General features: G+C 45.7%; 24 protein-coding genes. 6 read left to right on the top strand and 18 right to left on the bottom strand.

Annotation, left to right across the window (positions count from 1 at the left end; translation table 11 throughout):
• Window position 1 precedes the first annotated feature (1 nt).
• The 6 genes from O3W44_RS21945 to O3W44_RS21970 form a co-directional block, all read right to left on the bottom strand.
• Window positions 2–490, bottom strand: a complete 489-nt coding sequence (locus O3W44_RS21945; RefSeq protein ID WP_269294846.1) for a hypothetical protein — start codon at window positions 488–490, stop codon at window positions 2–4.
• Window positions 487–960: a hypothetical protein gene (locus O3W44_RS21950; RefSeq protein WP_269294847.1), complete on the bottom strand. Its 474-nt coding sequence runs from the start codon at window positions 958–960 to the stop codon at window positions 487–489. The genes O3W44_RS21945 and O3W44_RS21950 overlap by 4 nt, the downstream gene beginning before the upstream one ends.
• A gap of 118 nt (window positions 961–1078) precedes the next feature.
• On the bottom strand, window positions 1079–1321 hold the full coding sequence (locus O3W44_RS21955; protein WP_269294848.1) for a hypothetical protein: 243 nt from the start codon (window positions 1319–1321) through the stop codon (window positions 1079–1081).
• Window positions 1321–2064 carry a hypothetical protein gene (locus tag O3W44_RS21960; RefSeq protein ID WP_269294849.1) on the bottom strand — a complete coding sequence of 248 codons (744 nt, stop codon included), beginning with the start codon at window positions 2062–2064 and terminating at the stop codon, window positions 1321–1323. The genes O3W44_RS21955 and O3W44_RS21960 overlap by 1 nt, the downstream gene beginning before the upstream one ends.
• On the bottom strand, window positions 2061–2624 hold the full coding sequence (locus O3W44_RS21965; RefSeq protein ID WP_269294850.1) for a hypothetical protein: 564 nt from the start codon (window positions 2622–2624) through the stop codon (window positions 2061–2063). Before O3W44_RS21965 ends, O3W44_RS21960 begins: the two co-directional genes overlap by 4 nt.
• Entirely contained in the window at window positions 2621–2779 is a 159-nt protein-coding gene (locus O3W44_RS21970; protein WP_269294851.1) for a hypothetical protein, read from the bottom strand. Before O3W44_RS21970 ends, O3W44_RS21965 begins: the two co-directional genes overlap by 4 nt.
• A 320-nt stretch (window positions 2780–3099) precedes the next feature.
• Here O3W44_RS21970 and O3W44_RS21975 point away from each other — a divergent pair, with 320 nt between their 5' ends.
• The 3 genes from O3W44_RS21975 to O3W44_RS21985 all read left to right on the top strand — a co-directional run bounded on the left by O3W44_RS21975 (window position 3100) and on the right by O3W44_RS21985 (window position 4678).
• The gene (locus O3W44_RS21975) at window positions 3100–3408 is read left to right on the top strand and encodes a GNAT family N-acetyltransferase (protein WP_269294852.1); all 309 of its coding nucleotides are present in this window, start codon (window positions 3100–3102) and stop codon (window positions 3406–3408) included.
• Window positions 3332–3613, top strand: a complete 282-nt coding sequence (locus tag O3W44_RS21980; protein ID WP_269294853.1) for a GNAT family N-acetyltransferase — start codon at window positions 3332–3334, stop codon at window positions 3611–3613. The genes O3W44_RS21975 and O3W44_RS21980 overlap by 77 nt, the downstream gene beginning before the upstream one ends.
• Before the next feature lie 153 nt (window positions 3614–3766).
• Window positions 3767–4678 (top strand): restriction endonuclease, encoded by a 912-nt coding sequence (locus O3W44_RS21985; RefSeq protein WP_269294854.1) that lies wholly within the window; start codon window positions 3767–3769, stop codon window positions 4676–4678.
• A gap of 297 nt (window positions 4679–4975) precedes the next feature.
• On the opposite strand, the gene O3W44_RS21990 is transcribed toward O3W44_RS21985, so the two are convergent.
• Genes O3W44_RS21990 through O3W44_RS22005 form a run of 4 tightly spaced genes read right to left on the bottom strand, consistent with a single transcriptional unit; the run spans window position 4976 to window position 6239 of the window.
• Window positions 4976–5149: a hypothetical protein gene (locus O3W44_RS21990; RefSeq protein ID WP_269294855.1), complete on the bottom strand. Its 174-nt coding sequence runs from the start codon at window positions 5147–5149 to the stop codon at window positions 4976–4978.
• Complete coding sequence (locus O3W44_RS21995) at window positions 5139–5387, bottom strand: hypothetical protein (RefSeq protein ID WP_269294856.1); 249 nt, start codon at window positions 5385–5387, stop codon at window positions 5139–5141. Before O3W44_RS21995 ends, O3W44_RS21990 begins: the two co-directional genes overlap by 11 nt.
• Before the next feature lie 59 nt (window positions 5388–5446).
• Window positions 5447–6079, bottom strand: coding sequence for a VRR-NUC domain-containing protein (locus O3W44_RS22000; RefSeq protein WP_269294857.1), 633 nt, complete (start codon window positions 6077–6079; stop codon window positions 5447–5449).
• Entirely contained in the window at window positions 6063–6239 is a 177-nt protein-coding gene (locus O3W44_RS22005) for a hypothetical protein (RefSeq protein ID WP_269294858.1), read from the bottom strand. The genes O3W44_RS22000 and O3W44_RS22005 overlap by 17 nt, the downstream gene beginning before the upstream one ends.
• Window positions 6240–6470: 231 nt before the next feature.
• Between O3W44_RS22005 and O3W44_RS22010 the strand changes: the two genes are divergently transcribed.
• Complete coding sequence (locus tag O3W44_RS22010; RefSeq protein ID WP_269294859.1) at window positions 6471–7340, top strand: benzoate transporter; 870 nt, start codon at window positions 6471–6473, stop codon at window positions 7338–7340.
• 289 nt (window positions 7341–7629) lie between these two features.
• On the opposite strand, the gene O3W44_RS22015 is transcribed toward O3W44_RS22010, so the two are convergent.
• The 4 genes from O3W44_RS22015 to O3W44_RS22030 form a co-directional block, all read right to left on the bottom strand.
• Window positions 7630–7947 (bottom strand): hypothetical protein, encoded by a 318-nt coding sequence (locus O3W44_RS22015; RefSeq protein WP_269294860.1) that lies wholly within the window; start codon window positions 7945–7947, stop codon window positions 7630–7632.
• Complete coding sequence (locus O3W44_RS22020; RefSeq protein WP_269294861.1) at window positions 7947–8366, bottom strand: phage protein NinX family protein; 420 nt, start codon at window positions 8364–8366, stop codon at window positions 7947–7949. Before O3W44_RS22020 ends, O3W44_RS22015 begins: the two co-directional genes overlap by 1 nt.
• Before the next feature lie 60 nt (window positions 8367–8426).
• Window positions 8427–8654, bottom strand: coding sequence for a hypothetical protein (locus O3W44_RS22025; protein WP_269294862.1), 228 nt, complete (start codon window positions 8652–8654; stop codon window positions 8427–8429).
• Between the two features lie 498 nt (window positions 8655–9152).
• A complete protein-coding gene (locus O3W44_RS22030) occupies window positions 9153–9344 on the bottom strand; it encodes a hypothetical protein (protein WP_269294863.1) in 192 nt (63 codons plus the stop codon).
• A gap of 309 nt (window positions 9345–9653) precedes the next feature.
• Here O3W44_RS22030 and O3W44_RS22035 point away from each other — a divergent pair, with 309 nt between their 5' ends.
• Entirely contained in the window at window positions 9654–10061 is a 408-nt protein-coding gene (locus O3W44_RS22035; RefSeq protein WP_269294864.1) for a hypothetical protein, read from the top strand.
• Between the two features lie 349 nt (window positions 10062–10410).
• On the opposite strand, the gene O3W44_RS22040 is transcribed toward O3W44_RS22035, so the two are convergent.
• The 4 genes from O3W44_RS22040 to O3W44_RS22055 all read right to left on the bottom strand — a co-directional run bounded on the left by O3W44_RS22040 (window position 10411) and on the right by O3W44_RS22055 (window position 17324).
• Window positions 10411–10854 carry an olxA gene (locus O3W44_RS22040; protein WP_269294865.1) on the bottom strand — a complete coding sequence of 148 codons (444 nt, stop codon included), beginning with the start codon at window positions 10852–10854 and terminating at the stop codon, window positions 10411–10413.
• A gap of 32 nt (window positions 10855–10886) precedes the next feature.
• Window positions 10887–13196 carry a hypothetical protein gene (locus O3W44_RS22045; protein WP_269294866.1) on the bottom strand — a complete coding sequence of 770 codons (2310 nt, stop codon included), beginning with the start codon at window positions 13194–13196 and terminating at the stop codon, window positions 10887–10889.
• 88 nt (window positions 13197–13284) lie between these two features.
• Complete coding sequence (locus O3W44_RS22050; protein ID WP_269294867.1) at window positions 13285–14517, bottom strand: SNF2-related protein; 1233 nt, start codon at window positions 14515–14517, stop codon at window positions 13285–13287.
• A complete protein-coding gene (locus O3W44_RS22055; protein WP_269294868.1) occupies window positions 14499–17324 on the bottom strand; it encodes an N-6 DNA methylase in 2826 nt (941 codons plus the stop codon). The genes O3W44_RS22050 and O3W44_RS22055 overlap by 19 nt, the downstream gene beginning before the upstream one ends.
• Before the next feature lie 597 nt (window positions 17325–17921).
• On the opposite strand from O3W44_RS22055, the gene O3W44_RS22060 reads away from it, so the two are divergent.
• Entirely contained in the window at window positions 17922–19553 is a 1632-nt protein-coding gene (locus O3W44_RS22060) for an AAA family ATPase (RefSeq protein ID WP_269294869.1), read from the top strand.
• Window positions 19554–19557: the final 4 nt, after the last annotated feature.

The raw sequence follows: 19557 nt of genomic DNA on the forward strand, positions 1-19557 counted from the left end.
TTCACGCCGCTGCGTGATCAAAGCAATAACGTCGAGGCTCATTTCTGCGTCTTTTCTTCCGGTCCGTAATGCTTTCTGCGGCCCTGATAGCCGCAAGGCACGATTTATTCCCCGCTGGTGCACACGTGCGCTTGCTGGTGGCTTTTTGTTTCTTTGGCTCTGTCGCTTCTGCGGTATTTGTCTTGATGTCTTCTGCGGTGCTCTCAGGCGCAACTTCTGGTGTTTCGGTTAATCCTGTTTCTGTTTCATCAGAAAACATCTTTTTAAAGTCTTCCAACTGGCGATCCAGTTCCGCATAAGCCGCCTCTCGTTCGTCCACCAGAGAAAGCAGCACATCAATATTGGCGGGTGTGACAGTGCTAACCCATGCCTGCAATTCAGGCGACAGGCGGTTGTCACGGGCTGACTTAACCAGCAATGCGCTGGCTTGTGGTGTGATATGGGAAGCGAGGTCTTTCAGTTTTTTGCGAAAGTCAGCTAACTGGCTCATTGTTTTGCTCCAGGTGAGGTTAAAGAATTAATCAGTGCATTACGGAAACGATCTTCCAGCGGGAATAGGTTCGGCTCGCTGCGAAACGTCAGCTTTGCGCGTAAGCGCATCAAACTCCTGGCACGGCGTAAGGCGCGCATGAAGACGTTAGCGGTATGCGAATCCATTTCAGGCATGGCGCGGCTGCGCAGAATGTCGTTGTCGAGGCTCAGGCAGTCGAGTTTGCGGGCAAGGCTGTTTTTATCCTCGTTCAGGGTATTGGCCAACTCTTCAAGGCTGGCTATACGCGACTGCATTCTTTTCAGTTCGGGGCGCTTTCCAACGGCTTTTATCAGTTCTGATAGCTGACTCTGGCTAATTTGCAGTTCCTTGCTTAAGGCCATGCCTGCTGGTGCTGTTACCTGTAAACCACACCACTCAGCCAGTGACTTGATTTGGTCAACGGTGATGCGGGTCATGTTGTTACTCATAGTTTTGCCCTGCGCTTAAATTTCGATCTTGATATGAAGTCAGCAACCAGGCCGGATACAATCACCAGCCCAACGCAACCCAAAATAATCCCGACATAAACACCTGCATTTCCCATCATCAGGCCCTTACAGCTTGAGCAAAGGCATTGCGCCCTTTTTGGGTCAGGTTGTAACCCGTTGTGCGGCGACCGCTTAGTTCTGGTGAGATCGCATCAAAAAAGCCGTGATCCACCAGCTTTCCCATACGTGGGCTTGTTGTATGAATCAGGGAAAGATCCGCGTTGATATCTGATGCGCTGCGCATAACTGCCTTTTCAATCAGTTCCATATCAGCCTTTGCCAGTCGAATTGCTTTACTCATTAGCGGTTCTTCCCCTTACGATGTTTTTTGCTACGGCCAACTTTTGGCCTGGCTTGCGGTTTTGTTTGTTGTGCTGACTTTTGCGGCATTGAGGCAGAAGTGATCCCTGTCATTGGTTTTTCCAGTTCAACCGGCCCATGCTCCGCCATCCACGCTACGCCTTGCTCATATGCAAGTGCACGCCACTTGCGTGCTGTGGTTTCGCCAACGCCTTTGAGGCGGGTAAGGTCAGATGTGAAGCAGCAACCTAATTGCGCCAGGTTGGTTACTTCGAGGCCCTCTTTAAGCACGGCGCGGTTTGCGTCGGTTAAGCCCTTCAGATCGGTGAGCGGGAAAGAATGCGCCCAATCAAAGAAACGCTTCATATGCGGATTACGGATGGCCACAATTTCGTGGTGTGCGCGAATCAGTTCCGCAAAGAGTTCTTTTGGGATTTCATCTTTGAACAATTCCAGCGTCTGATACTGGACCATGCCCCACTCATCCAGGCGCGTGACCAGATCCACACCATAAGTTGTGCGCAGATTGATATGAAAATTCAGGTTGTTGACAAAACGCGGCGTGTCGATGTCACGGGGGTCGTGTGGATATTTCAGCGGATAATTGAATGTGTGCATGTAGAAAGTCAGGCGGTTGTTCTTCAGCCCTGACCAATATTTATCGCCGGTAAAACCGTTAATGTTGTCCTGCTCTTTGTAAAGAACATCCAGCGCGGCTTGAAGCACCTCTTTTTCGCGGCTCACTTTCTGGAGTGCCTTGCGGCTGTCCGGTGGGCATTCATTTCTTTATGCAGTTTTGAAGTAAGTTCTGAAGTAGTTACGCGAGCGTCTTTGGCTTCTTTCTCAAAGCGGTCAGCGCGGGCGCGTGACTGCTCCAGTTCGTTTGTTTGAGCCGTAGTTAAACGTTCCATTTCAGCCCGTAGCTGGCTGATCGTATTTTCAGACGTTGCGACGGCGGCAGAGTGTTTTCTATCGGCAGCGGCCAATTCATCTGTCAGGTGGTTAATGTTGCCCTGAAGCAAATTTACCTGAAGACGCAGCGCCACCAGCTTTTTATCGCTGTCTTCTGCAACGCTGGCCAGCACGTCATATTCTGCGATTTCATTGTGTGCATAGCGTTCAAAATCTTGAGCAAGTGCGATCACTTCGTCGCTCATCCGCTCCATTCTCGCCCTAAAAACATCATCCCCGGCGACGCGCTTTGTACAAAAAGCAATGCCGCTCGCGATAAGGCTGATTTGCTCAGCGATAAGGCTCATATCAGGCGCGACGGTTGACGCCTGTTCTAATGCCACGGTACTCAAATTTCTTTCTCCCACTGGATTTCAGTCATGCGACCGTGCTGAAGAATGCCAACTAACTCTGCGTCAGTCGGAATGTTGTCTTCACCGGCTTTGATGTTGGCGAGCCTGTTCTCTCCGAGGCGATTTGTTTGCTCGCGGATAGATATACGATGCAAGTCAGGATTTTTGGGTGCCTTAAAGAGCAAAGTGAAGTAGTACCAGCGGCGTCTGAAGAGGAGCATTTTGAGTGTATGTCTATTTATCTAATATATTATTAGAATAATAGGCATACTCTGATTGGTTTGCACGTTTTTTTTCGGTAAGGCGGCGGAGAAAGTACGTGCTTTGGCCATAAAAAAAGCGACTCATTAACAGTCGCTTTGGTAGTAAGATTTCAGTTGTCTGCTTCGTGACAGTAGATGACATTGCTCACAGCGTGATACGTTCATTGATAGAGAGCATCCGGTTAACTCCCTCACGTAAAAAGGAATGTCAGATGGATTTAGAAACTGCGCGTTTGAGGCTCGAACCCTTTCATGACTCACACTACGAGGGTTTAAGGTTGATGGATAATGATTCCAGCGTGATGCGTTATATCAATATGGGAATAGTTAAAACACCAGAAGAGACCTGGGAAAGTATCAGGCGTGTTCAGGCCCGTTGGGATAAGTACGGGTATTCGTGGTGGGCTATCAAAGAAAAGGCTTCGGGGTCATCGTTGGCGCAGCATGCCTCCAGCACCTGGCAAACGTGGAGAATGCCCCTTAGAAATTGGCTGGAGGCTTGTCCCGGAACAGAATGGTAAAGGCTATGCAACAGAAGCGGCTAAAGCGATTATTAATTTCGCGTCAGAGCAGACAGGCGCAACGTATTTGGTGGCTGTTGCCGATCCTGAAAATATACCCTCTCAGCGAGTGATGCAGCGGTTAGGTATGACTTACAAAGCAATAGAACAACATTACGATGTGTCCTGCGTTGTTTATGAACTTAGTATTCGTGGCGCTGATTAGTCGTAAGGGATGTTTACACAACTTCCGCTTTGTGCCAAAAGCGGACATTGTACCTTCTGAAGTATAATGCTGAGGTCAGCGTATTAGGCCGCTCTAGTCACTTATAGTAATCTTATGCGGTAAATGAAAATTGAAATGGCGGGGTTTTAATCGGTGATTGATTTTACGGAAATTGATATTGATGGTGAGGTATGGGAGTCATTTGCTCGTGATTTTCTTGAAGAGCTTGGTTTTTATATCGAATCCACACCAGATAGAGGTGCAGACGGAGGAAAAGACCTTCTGATTACAGAGCAGTTACAAGGGCAGTTAAATAAATATAAATTTCGCTGGCTTGTAAGTTGCAAGCATTATGCAACTAGTAAAAGATCGGTTTCAGAAAAAGATGAGATTAATATACAGGAGCGCGTTGAAGGGTTCAACGCTGACGGTTTTATTGGGTTTTATTCTACCTTACCAAGCAGTGGTTTAAACTCAAGACTTAATCAACTGAAAATTAATGGAAAGATAAAAGACTTTCGATTCTTTGACGGTAAACTAATAGAAAATCACCTTGTTAGAATAGGCTACTCAAGACTGCTTCTTAGATATCTACCTGAAAGTTATAGAAAAATAAAACCAAAGCACTTAATTTTTGATAAATACATCCCTATAAAATGTGATCGTTGCGGAAAGGATTTAATAGAAAATCATCATGAAGAAAACTATGATGGTATAGTTTGTAATGCAGAGATACATCATGATGGCAAGCCAAGCGAAGTAATAGATGTATATTATGCATGCAAGGGTGATTGTGATAAATACTTTGAAGGTTACTATTGGAATAATTTTAAAGCCATAACAAGATGGCAAGACATAAGCGATATATCAATTCCGGTATTTTATCTTAAATGGATCATGGGGACACTTAATGAAATTGAATCCGGCAATAAAGTTTATACCGAAAAAGCATTCAAAAAAACAAAGCAAATAACCTTAGCACTATCTCAAATTGTCATGAGGGAAATGACTGAAAAAGAAAAGGAAAGAGTTATGGCATTAAGTTCAATTCCTGACTATATGTAAATGCTTTTATAATTATATGGTTCCATTTCTGGTTTCCCTTATACTTAAATAGTGAAATAATTTTCATTCTCTGACAGCTATATTAATTAACGTCCGCTGTTCACTTATAGCGGACTATGATCTGCGCGAGTTTCTGTCAAATCACCGTAATTTGGGCGCAAAAAAGCCGCTTCGAAAAGCGGCAAATCCTTGTTACTCAATCTACTTCACGCAAAGTAATGCCAAAAAGTAGAGGTAAGGTAATGCTAGAACACCGTCCAATGTTCAAAAACACCCTAGCACAATATGTCTATTTCTCTAATTCTTTTTTATCAGGCGAGTTGCGCTGGTTGCTGCTATCAGAAACGCCACAACTATGTTAATCCCCAGCAGCGGGATATTCTTACTCAGGTCCATCATGTACACCGGAACCATTGCCACGGCGAACACCAGAGTAAAAATCAGGGCGCGCTGTAATTTCTTAGTAATCAAGTAACCTCCGAACCGGATCGATAATAATGTCCTTTCTCAGCGCCCAGGCGTAGTTGTATTCCCCTACTGACAACGCTGAACGCTCAAAATCTTTCGGGAACCAGACAGTATCACAAGCCACCAGCATAGACAGACGCAGTACCGCCAGCGCGTCTAAATCATCCAGACCAATCACCTTATCTGGCGATGAAAGCGCAAACCCTTTATCTACAAGCCCGCTTTTAACATTAGCGAGCATAACTGCTACCAGCTCTGACTGTTCCAACTGGTGTGGCAATGACAGGAAAATCCGTCTAACTACGCCGCCCATTTCAGATCGCGCTCCCTAACCGGTAACGCTTCGCCTGGCTGCAAATGCCAGTAGGCCATAATAGCGTCTACCGCCTCCATCCAGCCAACGGCAAGCACGCAGTAATAGCCATCTTCAGTTAACTGCTTTAGATACTTTTTCTGTTCAGTGCTCAATGGGTTGCTGCCAAACTTTAGTTCAATACGCATCCCGTGATAGATACCTTTTGGTTTATCAACCATCATATCCGGGTAGCCCTTTTTTTGTCCTTCAGCTTTCATCTGGCCACCAGCCTTAAAACCACGCCAACCGCCGTTAGGTGTTGCTGCAAGCCGCTGATAGATAGCTGGGGAAAATTGTTCGAAATGCCAGAAAATGCGCACCTGCTCGTAATGTTCCTGCTTGCCTTCCAGCAGAGATGGCTTTTTGGCCAGCCGCTTCAATGCCTGTTCATGCGGTGATTTATAAGGCTTCGTGCTGGCTTTACTGGCTTGCTTTCTGGTTGGTTTAGTGATTGTTTTTTGCGCTTTCTCAATCTCACCGAGTACGTTGATTTTTTTGTTCAACTGCGCGATGGCGTTTTTACCTTTGCCGGTTCGCGCGACATACCCGGTTAGCCAGTCCTTATCTGCGCGGAGCATTATTGCCTCTAATGCCGCTACGCGCGCGCAGGTTACGCGCCCCGTTCAGGCTTTTCATAGGGTCATAAGCTACGCCGTTGTCTTCTGGGGGCTGCTCGCTGCGTTTTTTAGGCTGGTAGAACGCGCTGCCGTTAGCAATACGCGTGTTGTAATGAGACATCACTGTATCCATTTGACTATTTATCTAATAATAAAATAAATATATCAAATTTCATGCTTATGGTGCTCTTAAAAGATTATAAAAATCGCCTAAACCCTTAAGGTAGTTCATTTTATCATCAAACAATAGAAGGATTTTTAGTACCTTTTAACTAATAGTAAAAGAGAGTTTCTCTTCACAAACTGTTAGAATGATTGCGATTTCCTAACACATATCTAACAGGCTAACCTAATGATTTATGATTGTTTTTTGTACTATGACGAAGACATGCTTTTAGAACTGCGCCTTAATACTCTTCACCAGCACGTAGATAAATTTGTTATAGTCGAGTCACTGTATACCTTTACAGGCTTGAAACGTGAAAAACTCAATTTTGATATAGAAAAATTTTCTCGTTTCCGCGAAAAAATTATTTATGTTGTTAACGACACACCTCCTCGCCTATACGCCGCCACTAAATACGCCCCTGATGGTGATGTGGATTCGTGGGAAAACGAAGCCATTGCTCGTAATTCCATTATGAAAGGTCTGGTTGGCGCGAAGGATGATGACATTATTATTGTTTCCGACGTTGACGAATTATATCGTCCAGAAGTAATCGAGAAGTTTAGTCCTCGACGCCTTTGCACAACGATTTACATGGACTTTTATAACTTCAAATTCAATGTAAAGGTGCTGAACGATGATGGCACTTCTCGCCAATGCAAACTGCCCAAAATGGTAACTTATAAAAATTTGAAAGGTTTCTTCCTCGGCCAGCCGGAACTGTTGCGCAACGTGAAACGTGTTGGTACACCGATCCGCAGAAGCTGGTGGCTCTGGAATCGCCTGAAATGGCAGACAAAAATCATCCATAACGGCGGCTGGCATTTCTCATGGGTGATGACAGATGCCCGTATCAGTGAAAAAATGTCTACCATTTCACATACTGAGTATGATCTGCCGGAGTTCAATAACCCAGATCACATTAGAAACTGCGTAGAAAACAATATAGACATTTGGAACCGCCCACGCAAAATGGAGATTATACCAGTCACGAAAACCAATTTTCCAGAATGGCTGGTTGATAACAAAGAGCGTTTTGCTGAGTTTATTAAATAGTATAAGAGCCGCTAATGCGGCTCTTTTTCATGTGGTATTACATAGCCAGCGCCATTTGTTTAGTTGCCTGTTTCACTTGGCGGACGCTTAGCTGGAAAAGTTATTTTCTCACCTCCAGCCCAACGCCACGCGCATTGGCTGAGCATGCCGCACATAACAACGTCCCGTGCGGGTGCTCTGTACCACACGAATATTTCTGGCCTGAATAAGCCACAGACGCGCTGCAACCAATAAGGTAAGGGTTAAGGCTTGCTGGTGGTGCTGGTGGGCTTTTTGCCGTTAACTCTGCTCATACTGTTTCCTGTTTGATCTCATACGCCAGAATGTCATCACTACCCGTTTCAATGTGTTCCAGATTGCCCTGCTCATTGGTACGGAACATACCCATTGGTAGAAATACACGATTAAATAAGCCATGCCATTGACCGTATTCAGTTGGCTTGCCATCACGGTAGGCTAAAGGGCCGCACGCGCTACACAGCCCCTTCCCTTTGCGTTCTGGCGCATATGACCAGTCAAAGAAGCCTTCAAACAAGCCATGAAATCCCTGAAATGCCAGGGCTGTGTTTTCGCAACATCCACATACTTCACACTGGAAGAGTGACATTAAGCAGTCTCCACCAGCTCAGCCGGTACGTTTACCGACTCGCCAAAATGGCGCTTAACTATCGTCCGGCATATTGCGATCAATTCAGTTTCACCAATCGCCCAGTAGTAATTGCTCTCGGCATAGCATGGCTCTTTCGGCGTTGAATAGTCTTCAAAGTCATGATCAACCATCACCTTAAAACGGTTAATTAAAGGGCCGCACTGGCTCCAGTCGGTAGACGGATGAAAACATTCTTCACTTCCCCACGGTTCACCATTACTGAGTACAGGCTGATACCAACGATGCCATACCCCATCACCATCTACCTGTTTAGGTTTAGGCAAGCCAATAGCATCTGCGACTGCCCAATCAAGGGCTGCTCCAGTTAACTCATCTGTCTTAACTGCTATGTTTCGCATCACGCCTTCTTTATTCATTCCCCTGCCTTTACTGCAATGCTCTGTATGGTCAACGCACCCAATTCCGGCATTTTGCACTCATACATGGTCCGTTTGTTCAAATACGATTGGTTTCATTTTCAGTCGCACGCCATCATCGCGTAGATCATCCAGCATATGAATAACCGGCTCGCCTGCTTCGAAATCTTCACGGATTGATACGTCACCATCTTCATCTATAAAAACTGGAAGAATTGTACCCTTTTTAAGGTATGAGCCGTTTGCATCAAGAATTTCCACTTTTGCAATCTGCCATTCTAATGCCATTACTCTTCCTCCACAGTGTTAAGCGTTACCTCAGTGCCCTCGTAAACAGCTTTAACTCTGTTAGCGGCTGCAATAATCACTTTAAACTGATCTTGTTCGACTGTAATACCGGATACTGACGCGCGATCTCAAAAGTTATGGCCGTAACAAGGCGCATTTGAATTAACGAAACTTTTGCCTTTCGGCTCTTACAATTCATTTTTTCCTCTTTAATTTTATCCATATCAGCCCGCCTAAAACCGCTAACACTTCTTCCACCAGCAGCACTATCAACAGGCACAACATGAGAGGCCAGGCTGTGACGCAGCCCACCGAAAACAACAATCCGGGTTTTGTGTCGCAAATGAGGATGGTGATAAAGGCGTAGTAAATTGCACCGGCAACGAGATACATCCCGATCAACGCTATCGGGGTAATGAAACAAGCTGGTGGAAGGTCATAGCGCGATCCCTGATACGCAAAAAGGCGCTTTTCAGCGCCTTGTTTAGCTGGCTTGCATTAATGGCCTGCCGCCACTGTATAAACCACGTTCAGGAGTGTCATTACGCCCAGCGTACCAAACAGAATTCCCATTAGTTTCACTGGCATTGGAATAGTGCTGGTAGTGGTAGAAGAGTTTTGAGCGGGTGATTGCACGCCAATATTGACGAAATCAACAGGTAAAGCGACTCGCTTAGACTGTGTACTCATGATAATATTTCTCTCGTTAGGATATGCAATGGAAGAAGGCAGGTTAGCCGCCAATCCTTCTTCCCTAAAAACCCGCCAAGTGCGGGTTTTTTTGTGCCTGCTATTTGCTGCTACGCTGGCACAGCAAGACTATATAATTTTCTATTAGTTTAATGCAATAACAAAAACAGTCAAATGCAATCAAAAGCATGATTTCTGCAATCAAAGGGGTTAATCTATTTTAATTTATACATTAACTTGAAGTAGAAATGGTTCGCCCGCATACCTGTCTTGCTACACGTCCCCTCACTTGCTAACAGGATAAAAATAATGGAAGACAGCAATTTTATTGCATTCACTGATTTGGAATTGGAAGCTTTCCAAAAAGACGCTGCTGAAGAATTTACCGAAGAAGAACTTGAAGAACGGTTAGGCTTAAAGCTATTCGAAGTAACCGTAGTAAATCGCGAATTTCCCAATGATATCTATGACAAAGAGGCAATCATCCTTGCGCGAGCACAAGGTCAGGTTCCCGAATTTAGTTTTGACGTACACGCAGATAAATTGAACCCTACAAGGTTTATCATCCTGCCAAGCTCACTGTTAGAAGACCCAATGTTTCGGGTTCCGCGTGGGAATCCTGCTCAAGTACAAAGTGATGTGGATGATGTATTTCTCTCCAGAAGAGAAGTGAATGATCGAGATGGTTGGGAAGATGAGGATGAGGATGAGAATTAGAATACCATCTCAAATACCGTTGGTTGCTATTGCAACTTATGGTTGAAAAAAGGGCACTAAGCCCCTTTTTATTCACCGTTACCCAATTTTTTTGGCCCGCCAGACAGGTCCAGGATTCGCTTTATGTTTTCGGGTAAAGCGCGCTCCCAGCCAGCCATGTCGTAATGCCTGAAACCGACAACGGGTAGCCCTGTACTTAGATCCGTGACCGTTCCCCAGCATTCTGGATCGGTCTTATTGACCAATATCAGCATACGGTTTGAGGTCATCCGCATTTCGAATCCAAGCGACTCCGCTTTGTCGAATAACTCTAATCGGGTGAAAAAACGCTTTGGTATCCCCACTTTTATCACCCCCTGATTGCTATCAACTTCTCGATTTCATCATCATTACTGACATACAGATATGGCTCTGTATCGTCGGCATCTTCGTGAACGGGCAATTCATGATAAGCACTGTAGATATACCCCGACTCAATCCGTTCAGCACTGTATAGATGCGCTGCAATAACAGTCAGTGCCGGACGAGTGAGGCTATATATTGCCTTAACATCTGCATCAATGCCTTGTCCAAAAGACTGATTCACTTCAGTTTCGATAATAAGTCGTTTAATTTCCGGCCACCACGGACCATAAGCACGATAGATTGTTGGATTATCACTCAGTTGTTTACTCACACCAGCCAGGTATGAAGCGGTAAAGGCGTCTTCTGTACGTCCCGCTAAAGCTTCTTGCTGTAATGCCTGTTCAAGATGTTCCTCAGTAGGCATTACAGCGTCGATTAATGTAGTCATTGTTTTATTCGTCCCATACGGGGCGACTCCGTTTATTTATATGATGAAATAACGGCAAGCACGTCCTGCATACTATGCTGTGCAGAAATGATCCACCAGCTTCCCATTAACTCCTGGCCTGTTATTTTGCCATTGTGATATTTGGCTCTAAATTTAGCCTTGAGTGTATCTTTGGCACGATAAAGCGCACCGTCTTTCCCTTCCTCATCCTGAAGGCAAATTGCCTCATCTGGGGCGAAGTTATACCGGTTAGCCGCTTTACCGCCCGTCAGCGCCTGACTGTTGCGTTTTATGGTGATTGAGTCACGCATAGCTGATTCAGCTTCTTCTTTCGCTTCAGCGTCACGGGCCGCTTTATTGGCTTTGGCGGCGTCAATCTCATCCTTTGAGATCAAACCGGCTTTCAGCTTGAGATTATTGATCAGACCTTCCCGGTCTTTGTTCGCTTCCGCAAATGCCGCGTTAATGCGTGACACGGTTTCATTTAACATTACGGAGTCAGCGAAACAGCCTTCAGTAATGGAATTTTCAACCACAAGCCCCAGGCGCACGGCATGAGCGAACAACACATCATAATTGTTCGTTTCGTAATCCAGATGATTAGAGCTGTAGGTGCGATACATATAAGCCATCTGACTCGCATTTTCAGGCACACGCTTTAGCAGTTCAATAATATCCTCTAATGACGCCTTCAACTGATCGCGATAGTTAAGCCAGACTTTATGCGCACGCTCTTTTGCGGTCGAGATTGTAGCCGCCAAATGTTCACGGGTTTTGAGCGCAAACGTTTCTTGCAACGTAGCTGTAAAGTCATCTTTGTTTTTATATTGCTCAGGGACATACGCTGTATTACGTACAGATATATGCCATTCCATGTACTTAGCCGGATCATACTGCCCTTGCAGCAGGTATGCACCATATTGAGATTTGCCTTCACCTTTGAAGTTTCTCCCTTCCCGGTCGGTCCCTTCCAGTTGCTTAGCAATGTAATCCGAAACGACTGACGCGATCACAACCGCGTTAGCCGTCTCCCCGTAATTATCGACTTCCTTTTGAAAATCACGGCCAAACAACGCAATCATAAATGGCTCAACATGACGTGTGCTGCGGTCGCCACGATACCAGCCAGCAGTTGCCGTTTTCAGTTCAACATCATTAGTATCCGGGTAAACAATTTTATCGGCATTCTGCGCAAGCCAGGACAATGAGCCGGATTTAATAATCGTACCGTAGCCGTATGTTTTGCTCTCGCGAAGCGCGTAATCCGCCAGTTTTCCTTCAGCATCCCGATACACAACATAATCATCAGTGAGCAATAACTGGCTGGCTTTCAGTAACGATACAAATTCTGCTTTTGTTACGCGGTCAGCTACCTGGTAAATGTGCTGACCCTGCGCGCCCCATTCGCGCAATGAAGCCTCTGACTCAGGCATGTCTGATAATTCACCTAAATTATCAAAACGGACTCTGATTTTCTTATGCAGTTTATCCGCGATCCGCGATTTGAATATTTCATCGCAAACCGCTTCTGACGCATCAATATCCAGGCTCATAACACGTATATAACTGTCGCCGCTATACCGCGAATAAATAGCCCCAATTTTCACGGTTCGGCCATCCGGCAGAAGAACATACTTATCGCCGTGGGTAAGAATATCAATATCAACGTCCACCAGACCGGCGTTAATGGCTCGTTCTACCTCCGGGCGCAACTGCTTAATACGCTGCTCCGCTTTCTTCGCGCGAACGAGCTGGCGCTCACCCCGACGAATATTAGTTTGCGCTTTGTTTATTTCCTTACTCAGTTCAACAATTTCAAAGCGCAGAGACTTCTCTAAATAAGATTGCCCCTTGTCGATAGCCTCCTGTAATTCTTCCTGCTTTGACGCAATGTACTGGCGACGACTATCCAGAGTGGTTCTCGCGTTAGTTAACGTGGACTCCACTAAATTAACCGGAAGCTTCAAAGCGTGCTGCATTTTGACAAGTTCATTCAGGTCGATTTTAGCGCGCTTCTCAGCAGCAGCGCGGGCGATAGCTTCAGCCTTTTTCTTGGCCTCTTCCACGCGGCGCGCATAGTCTTCAGGATCGGCTGCAAGCAGCAGATTCATCTCTTCCTGCGAATTAGCGTCAGCATTGGCCATACGTGATGCGTCAGACGTGAGAATGTCACCAATCCAGTTCGCTTTGCTTTTTAATGCCTTCATGCGGAAGTCATCAAACGAACCTTTTCCACAATAGTATCGCACACGAACTTTGCTGGCTTTCGAGCCTACGCGGGCACCGCGCCCGTTACGCTGCGCAATACTGGCTGGCGTCCACGGCAATGTTAGGTGATGCACGTCCGTTGTGCCGTGGTGAAGGTTGATCCCTACTTCAGCCTTTTATTGCAAATGAGGATGCGCGTGCGGCCTTCATTGTAATCAGCAGCTATCGACTCCATCCCTCCCAGCGATACCTCTGTTTTGCTGGCGATATAGGTGTCATAAGCTTCTTTTTGCGTGTAATACGCCTGTAATTCGTCGTCGGTTGCATCTTCTTTCGGCTCTTTGGGCAACTTAACCGCTTTTGGCGCTTTACCCTTTTGCCGGCTTCAGCAACAGTGGTGGCATTCAGAATGCCGATTTCTTTTGGATCGAAGCCCAACGCGGATGCAATAATGCGCTTCAGTTTGCCGTGTTGCGTCTTCTCATCGGTGAAAATAATTTGCTTGCCATCTTCCAGGCCGGTTTTGAGGTTTTCAATAAGCGCGCTGTATTTTGGTGGTACTGGGTGCGAAACATCTTTTTCGTTAAGACCGACTTTGGCTAGGCGCTTCAGCACTTCTTCTTCTGCCGCTTCAGGCACAATAATTTCAACGTAATCGGCTGTAACAGTCATTTTCGCCGTAACGTTTACGCTTACCGTCTCGCTATTTTCTTCTTCGTCGTCAGTTGCTTTAACGGCAACCGGCAGTTCGCCCACCAGCGACTTAACAGCGTCCTGTTTCTCAACTGGAAAACGGAAAGTCATCTGCCGATGATATAAATCAGGATCGATACACACACGGTCCATGTCGCGGATGATGCTGAAAATAGAATCGCGTTCTTCCTCGCCATCTTTTTTACCTTTAGACAGATCATCAGCACGCTGGCGGAGTTCCTCGTATCTCGCCTCCTGCTCACTTGTCATTGGCACGGGAACATTCTGTTCATCAAGTTCAGGTATTTTGACCGTATCTGAAACGTCCTGTGCGGTCTTCAGCGTGGTCCAGCGATGGAAAATGCCTCGTAGCCCGTCAAGGTTTTTAAAGCCGACTAGCCCCTGTTTTTGCTCAATCTCGCCGGAAATCTTCATGACGTTAACGAGTTCGGTTTCTCCAAACACTTTAACGAAATCATCTGGCGTAAGGATGCCCATGCGCTGCCATTCTTCCTGGCTAACAACATGAGAAAGCATATTAAAGGCGTCAACCGGCGAGTTAACCAATGGCGTAGCTGTCAGCAGTACCGGTCCACGTCCGTTGTGCTTCTTCATCAGATACGAGGATTTGAGTGCAAAGTCGCGAGCTGATTTGGCCACACTGTTTGTTGGAAGGTATGCCAGTTGCGAGGCTTCGCGCCCTGTAGCGAAACTGTTGCGGTAGTTGTGCCCCTCATCCGCGATTACACTGTCGAAAAGCATGTCTTCGAAATATGGAAACTCTTCTTTTTGGTGCTGCCTGTATTAGACGCTTTCGCCAGAATGCTGTTTTTCTTTTGGGCATCACGGTGCTTTGTGCCGCTCAGGTTTACGCGGCCTGCATCAGCTTCAGCAAACAACACTTCACGCGCGTGGTTTTCTACTGTTTCAGGGCGCAACGGAATAGCTGAAAATTGCTCTTTGGTCATGATCACGGTGCGATAGTTCGACATCGGAATCATGTTCATGCGCTCTTTTATTGTGTCGGCGGATGATACAGAAACAGCGTTGCGGTAAGTAGCTTGCCCGGTGTTAGGGTTAATGAACTGCTCGCCCTTCTCATCGAGCACTGGCACCTGTTGAATGCTACCGTCTTCACCTTTGACTTCATCCAGGCCAACAAACAACATGCTGGCCAGTGCGTCCGGGCTGTAAAACTCTTGCGCCTCGTAATACCAGTTCTGATACACCGCTTTCGGCACCACAATTGCCGTGCGCTTGCTGCGACCGTTTTCAAAGTTATAGGCTTCCAACGCCAGCGCGGTCGTGGTTTTACCTACACCCGTTCCGAATGCGTTTATGCCGCGCCCATCTTCTGACAAGCGGCGAACTTCCGCGTTCTGATATGAGAACGGAATCCGCGCACCTGATACACCTTTGAGATTTAGTGACTCTTCCGAATGGCTGAAGGGAATGAAAGCATTAAAAGCGTCGTTATAGTCCTGAACAAGCTTCTTGATGTCATCATGCTGGCGCACCCACGTATTAAACTCTTCTTCCAGGCGCCCAATTTTTTCCAGGTATGTGTTTGCGAGCGGGCCGCGTGGCTTAACGCCGTTGAGGTAGTTTTCAAACTGGTCGAGAAAACCATCCTGATTGCGCACGCGCTTGTAAACAAACGTGCTCTTGCCCGACTCTTTATCGCGTTGCTGAACGGTTTTGTAGCGGTAGCCAGTGAATATGCCATCGCGCCCGCTGTAGCCATTTTCAGATACCAGCGCGCCGTTTTTAACATCAACATTCTGAATATATTTAACGTCTTCATAACCATTTTCATGAAGGAATTCCATGACAAGGCGGCGGTCAAACCAGCGTGAGTTAAGAGAAAAATCTATATCATCAATTTTGGTCCACTTACGTCTCGCTCTAATCTCCGCTAACTGCTTTTGGTAGTTGTCTTTGATAGCCCCGTCAGGCGTGCCAGCCAGTGCGCCCATTAATGCGCTATTAAGTGCGCCAATATCGCCGCTGGTAGCGCGATCCATAGGAATTAGCGTGCCATCTGGCTGAACGGCGATCCCGTCTTTTTGCGCCAATAGGTTTAGCAGTTCACTGTCACTTTCCGGCAACTCACCTTCAAAAGCTTCACGGAATGCGCTCAGTTCAATTGGATCTAAATCAATTTGGTTGAAGAGATGGCGTAACACCTGCTCATGATCAGTAGCATCATGCGTTTTTGCCGTGCCTGCCTCAAGCGTGCCTGTTATCAGTGCCGTCAGTTGTCCGTCTTTGGTCACGCTGGCTTTAAACTTCAGCCAGTTTGCTGCTCCTTCACCCTTCAGCGCGGCTGATTTTCCGTGGTGCGGGTTGCCGCTGCGGCGTACTTCCTCACCCACCTGTTTCTGTAGGTCAGCCAGTTCCAGATCGAGCGATTCAGCGTTGTAGCCAGTGGCAATTTTGTCCTGAATGATGCGTATACGGGCACCAATAACTGAACCACGTAAAACACGCTCGCGCATTGCCGGTTTCTGGCTCATAGCGAAACGGATCGTACTCTGGTATTCCTGCGGAAAAACGTCAGGAAAACGCTTAACTATGTTCTCCAGTTGCGCCATGTTCAGCGTAAGAATGCCCTCACTGGTGGACACGCGGGAACGAAGATCGTCATAATTTTTTGCGCCGTAAGCCACGTCATCGAGCGCAGCGTAATTCGCATTGTCATCCACCAGCCAGCGACCGCCGATAAATTCATTCCAGACGCCATTAATCAGCTTTTTCTCGCCTTCACCCACGGACGGTATAACTGGTTCGCTTAATGCCAGCAAATTCCAATTAATGCGGCTTTCAAAACGTCTGGCCAGCGCCGATTTGATGGATGCCTGTGTTACCTGGCCATCAGCTTTAACCACCATCCGGGCGAACTTGTCTTTGCCTTCTATCGACATCGTGCCGTGAATAAATTTTTTCCCTTCCCGGTCAAACCATTTGCCATTGATGAAGGTATCCCACAGTACGTTAGCCTCGCGCAGAATGGCGTCTTCCCCGGCCTCGATACGTTCCGCCAGTTCTTCTGTATGCTTTCGCAATACCCATACGTCAACGACCGTTGCTGTGCCGTTGTTGGCAAACGTGCCAGACGGTAAACGGTGCGCGCCCAAAAACTCCGCTTTACGTGATACCCGTTCACGTAATTTCTTATCACCGCTGTTGTGTGTCAGTCCGTTCGGCACAATCAAAGTGATCAGCCCGCCAGGCTTAACCTTGTCGATTGGACGCAGAACAAAATATCCGGCCAGCGACTCGTTTTTATAAGCCGGATCTCGTTCGGCATACCCGCCGCGTGAACTGCCGAACGGCACGTTCCCTACACAGTGATCGAACGTGTTATCCGGCGTTATGCGTGCAAGATCCTCGAACGGTGTGATCGATACATTATCTTCCGGGTGAAGTAGCTGGTTAATGCGCCCTGACGTGTCACTAAGTTCCGCCGCCTGCATAACCATGCCTTTTGGCTTCGTTTCCTGGAATACCCCGGTCCCGGCTGAAGGTTCTAGCCCTAAGCCGCCGTTTATCCCATACGCTGCCAACATGTCCCACATGCCCTCTGCCACGTACTGAGGCGTGTAATACTCATACTCGCTTCCGCCAATACCACCTTTACCTGTATAGCCTGCAAGCGTTGCTCGCTGAGTGTCAGTTAGTTTTTCGTCTGGCTTTAAGGTTGCCAGTAAATCAATTGCCGCCTGGTTAGCTTCTCGGCGCTCGCGCTCAATGCTTACGCCATCGCGTTTTTCGACGCCAAAGAAACAGCCTGCCGGGAATTCGACAGGCTGTTAATTAAGCGCACGATCTGTTTGATGTTACTTACGGACATCAGCAACTTGCTGACCTGCCCGCGCTTCTCTGGTGTTGCCACGTTTAATCTCCAAAAACTCACATCGGTTATGGTGCGAACCACTGCAAACCGTAACCGAAGTGAGTTTTTGGTACCTGAGTATGAAATATGTCCTGCCTAAAACATCCACTTGATCGTCATTTGAAAAACTATTAATTTACTTTTAGACTTTCAACTGCTTCTATTCCCATGAAGTATTTAGTTGATTTATAAAGTGGATTTGATTTTTTAATGCTTTACCCTTCTTGCATTTTTTAAGCAAGCAGTCATTGCTAATAAATAAGGATATAAATTGTCTGACTTAATTCAAATAAAAATACCCACTCAAACCAAGGAGAATGAAAGTATTTCCTTAGAAAAAGGAAGCGTACTTTTCATTTTGGGACCAAATGGATCTGGCAAATCTTCTCTTATATATAACATCATGCAGAGATTAGATGATCGTCAAAAAATGGTATTACTTTCCGCACATCGCCAAGTATGGTTCGATGATGCTGTAATTGATATGTCAAATGCAGAGTACGAGCAAACTTTAAGCTTCCTCAACACAAATGTAAAATATACAAGCGAATATCGGTGGAAGATAAACGATAACAGACAAAATAAATTACCAATCATACGATTAAAAAAAGGTGTAAACAGAAGGAATAGAGATCTTGCGGCTAAAGTTGACGCTAGGGATTTTAATGGGGCGGTAGAAGCTCCGCCTTCCCCAGTAACGCAAATCAATTCTGTGTTAAAGTCATCTGGAATGCCAATAAGCATTTATCATGACCACGAAGATAATATTATAGCAATGAACTCTAGATACAACCCACCATCGATGTATTCCGTATCTGAGCTTTCTGATGGTGAAAAGAATGCAATAATCATATCCGCCGATGTTATATCTTCTTTACCTGGAACTTTATTCATTATCGATGAGCCAGAAAGACATTTACATAGATCAATATCCTCCCCTCTTTTATCAGAATTAATCTCTATTAGACCTGACTGTTATTTTATAGTTTCTACACATGACATAGGACTGGCTTCAGACATGGATGGCTCTCAAGTCCTGTTAGTAAATTCTTGTAACTATGTTGATAAAATAGCAGAGTCATGGGATGTTGAATATTTAACCGAACCAACACTAATTCCAGAGCACATAAGAAAAGATATCCTAGGCGCAAGAAAAGAAATTTTATTTATTGAAGGAGTAAATACTAGCCTAGATATGGGCCTGTACAAAGCCGTATTTCCAGAGGTTACACTTATATCTAAAGAAGGTTGTGAAGATGTTTCAGTGTCGGTTAGAGGTGTTCGCAACAATGATAGGTTGGGATGGATTAATGCCTATGGGCTGGTTGACAACGACAATAAAAAAACCCAAGAAATAGAAAAATTAAGGGATGATGGAATCTATACATTGAAATATCACTCTATAGAGTCTATTTTCTATCACCCCCAGATGATAATGTTTTTCATAACACACCTTGGACCAACATTTAATGTTGACGAAAAAATATTATCAGAAATAAACCTCGATGTAATAAAAACATTAGATAATGAATCAAGGCTTACAGACTTATGCAGCTTAGCTGTAAACAAAGCCGTTAGGTGGAGATTTAATGAATTCACCCCCAACAATAAGGAGGGGTTTACTAATAAAATAATAGAAATTGATGCAGGTGACATCTATGCAGAAGAAGTACAAATTTATAAGCAAGCAATACATCGACAAGATTCTAAGTTCCTTATAGAACGTTACTCGATTCGAAGGACTGGCGTCATTGATAAAATAATAAAAAAACTCAACTGCCCTAATAAAAATTTTTATGAATCAAAAATTATGTCAATTGTTAGGGAAGATATGGATGCCCGAGACTTTGTTATTGGTTGCCTAGGTGGATTATATGAAGCTATATATGGCACTCCTAAATGAAAAT

Origin of the sequence: Pantoea sp. LMR881 (genome assembly GCF_027157825.1) — a bacterium.
GTDB lineage: Bacteria > Pseudomonadota > Gammaproteobacteria > Enterobacterales > Enterobacteriaceae > Pantoea > Pantoea haifensis.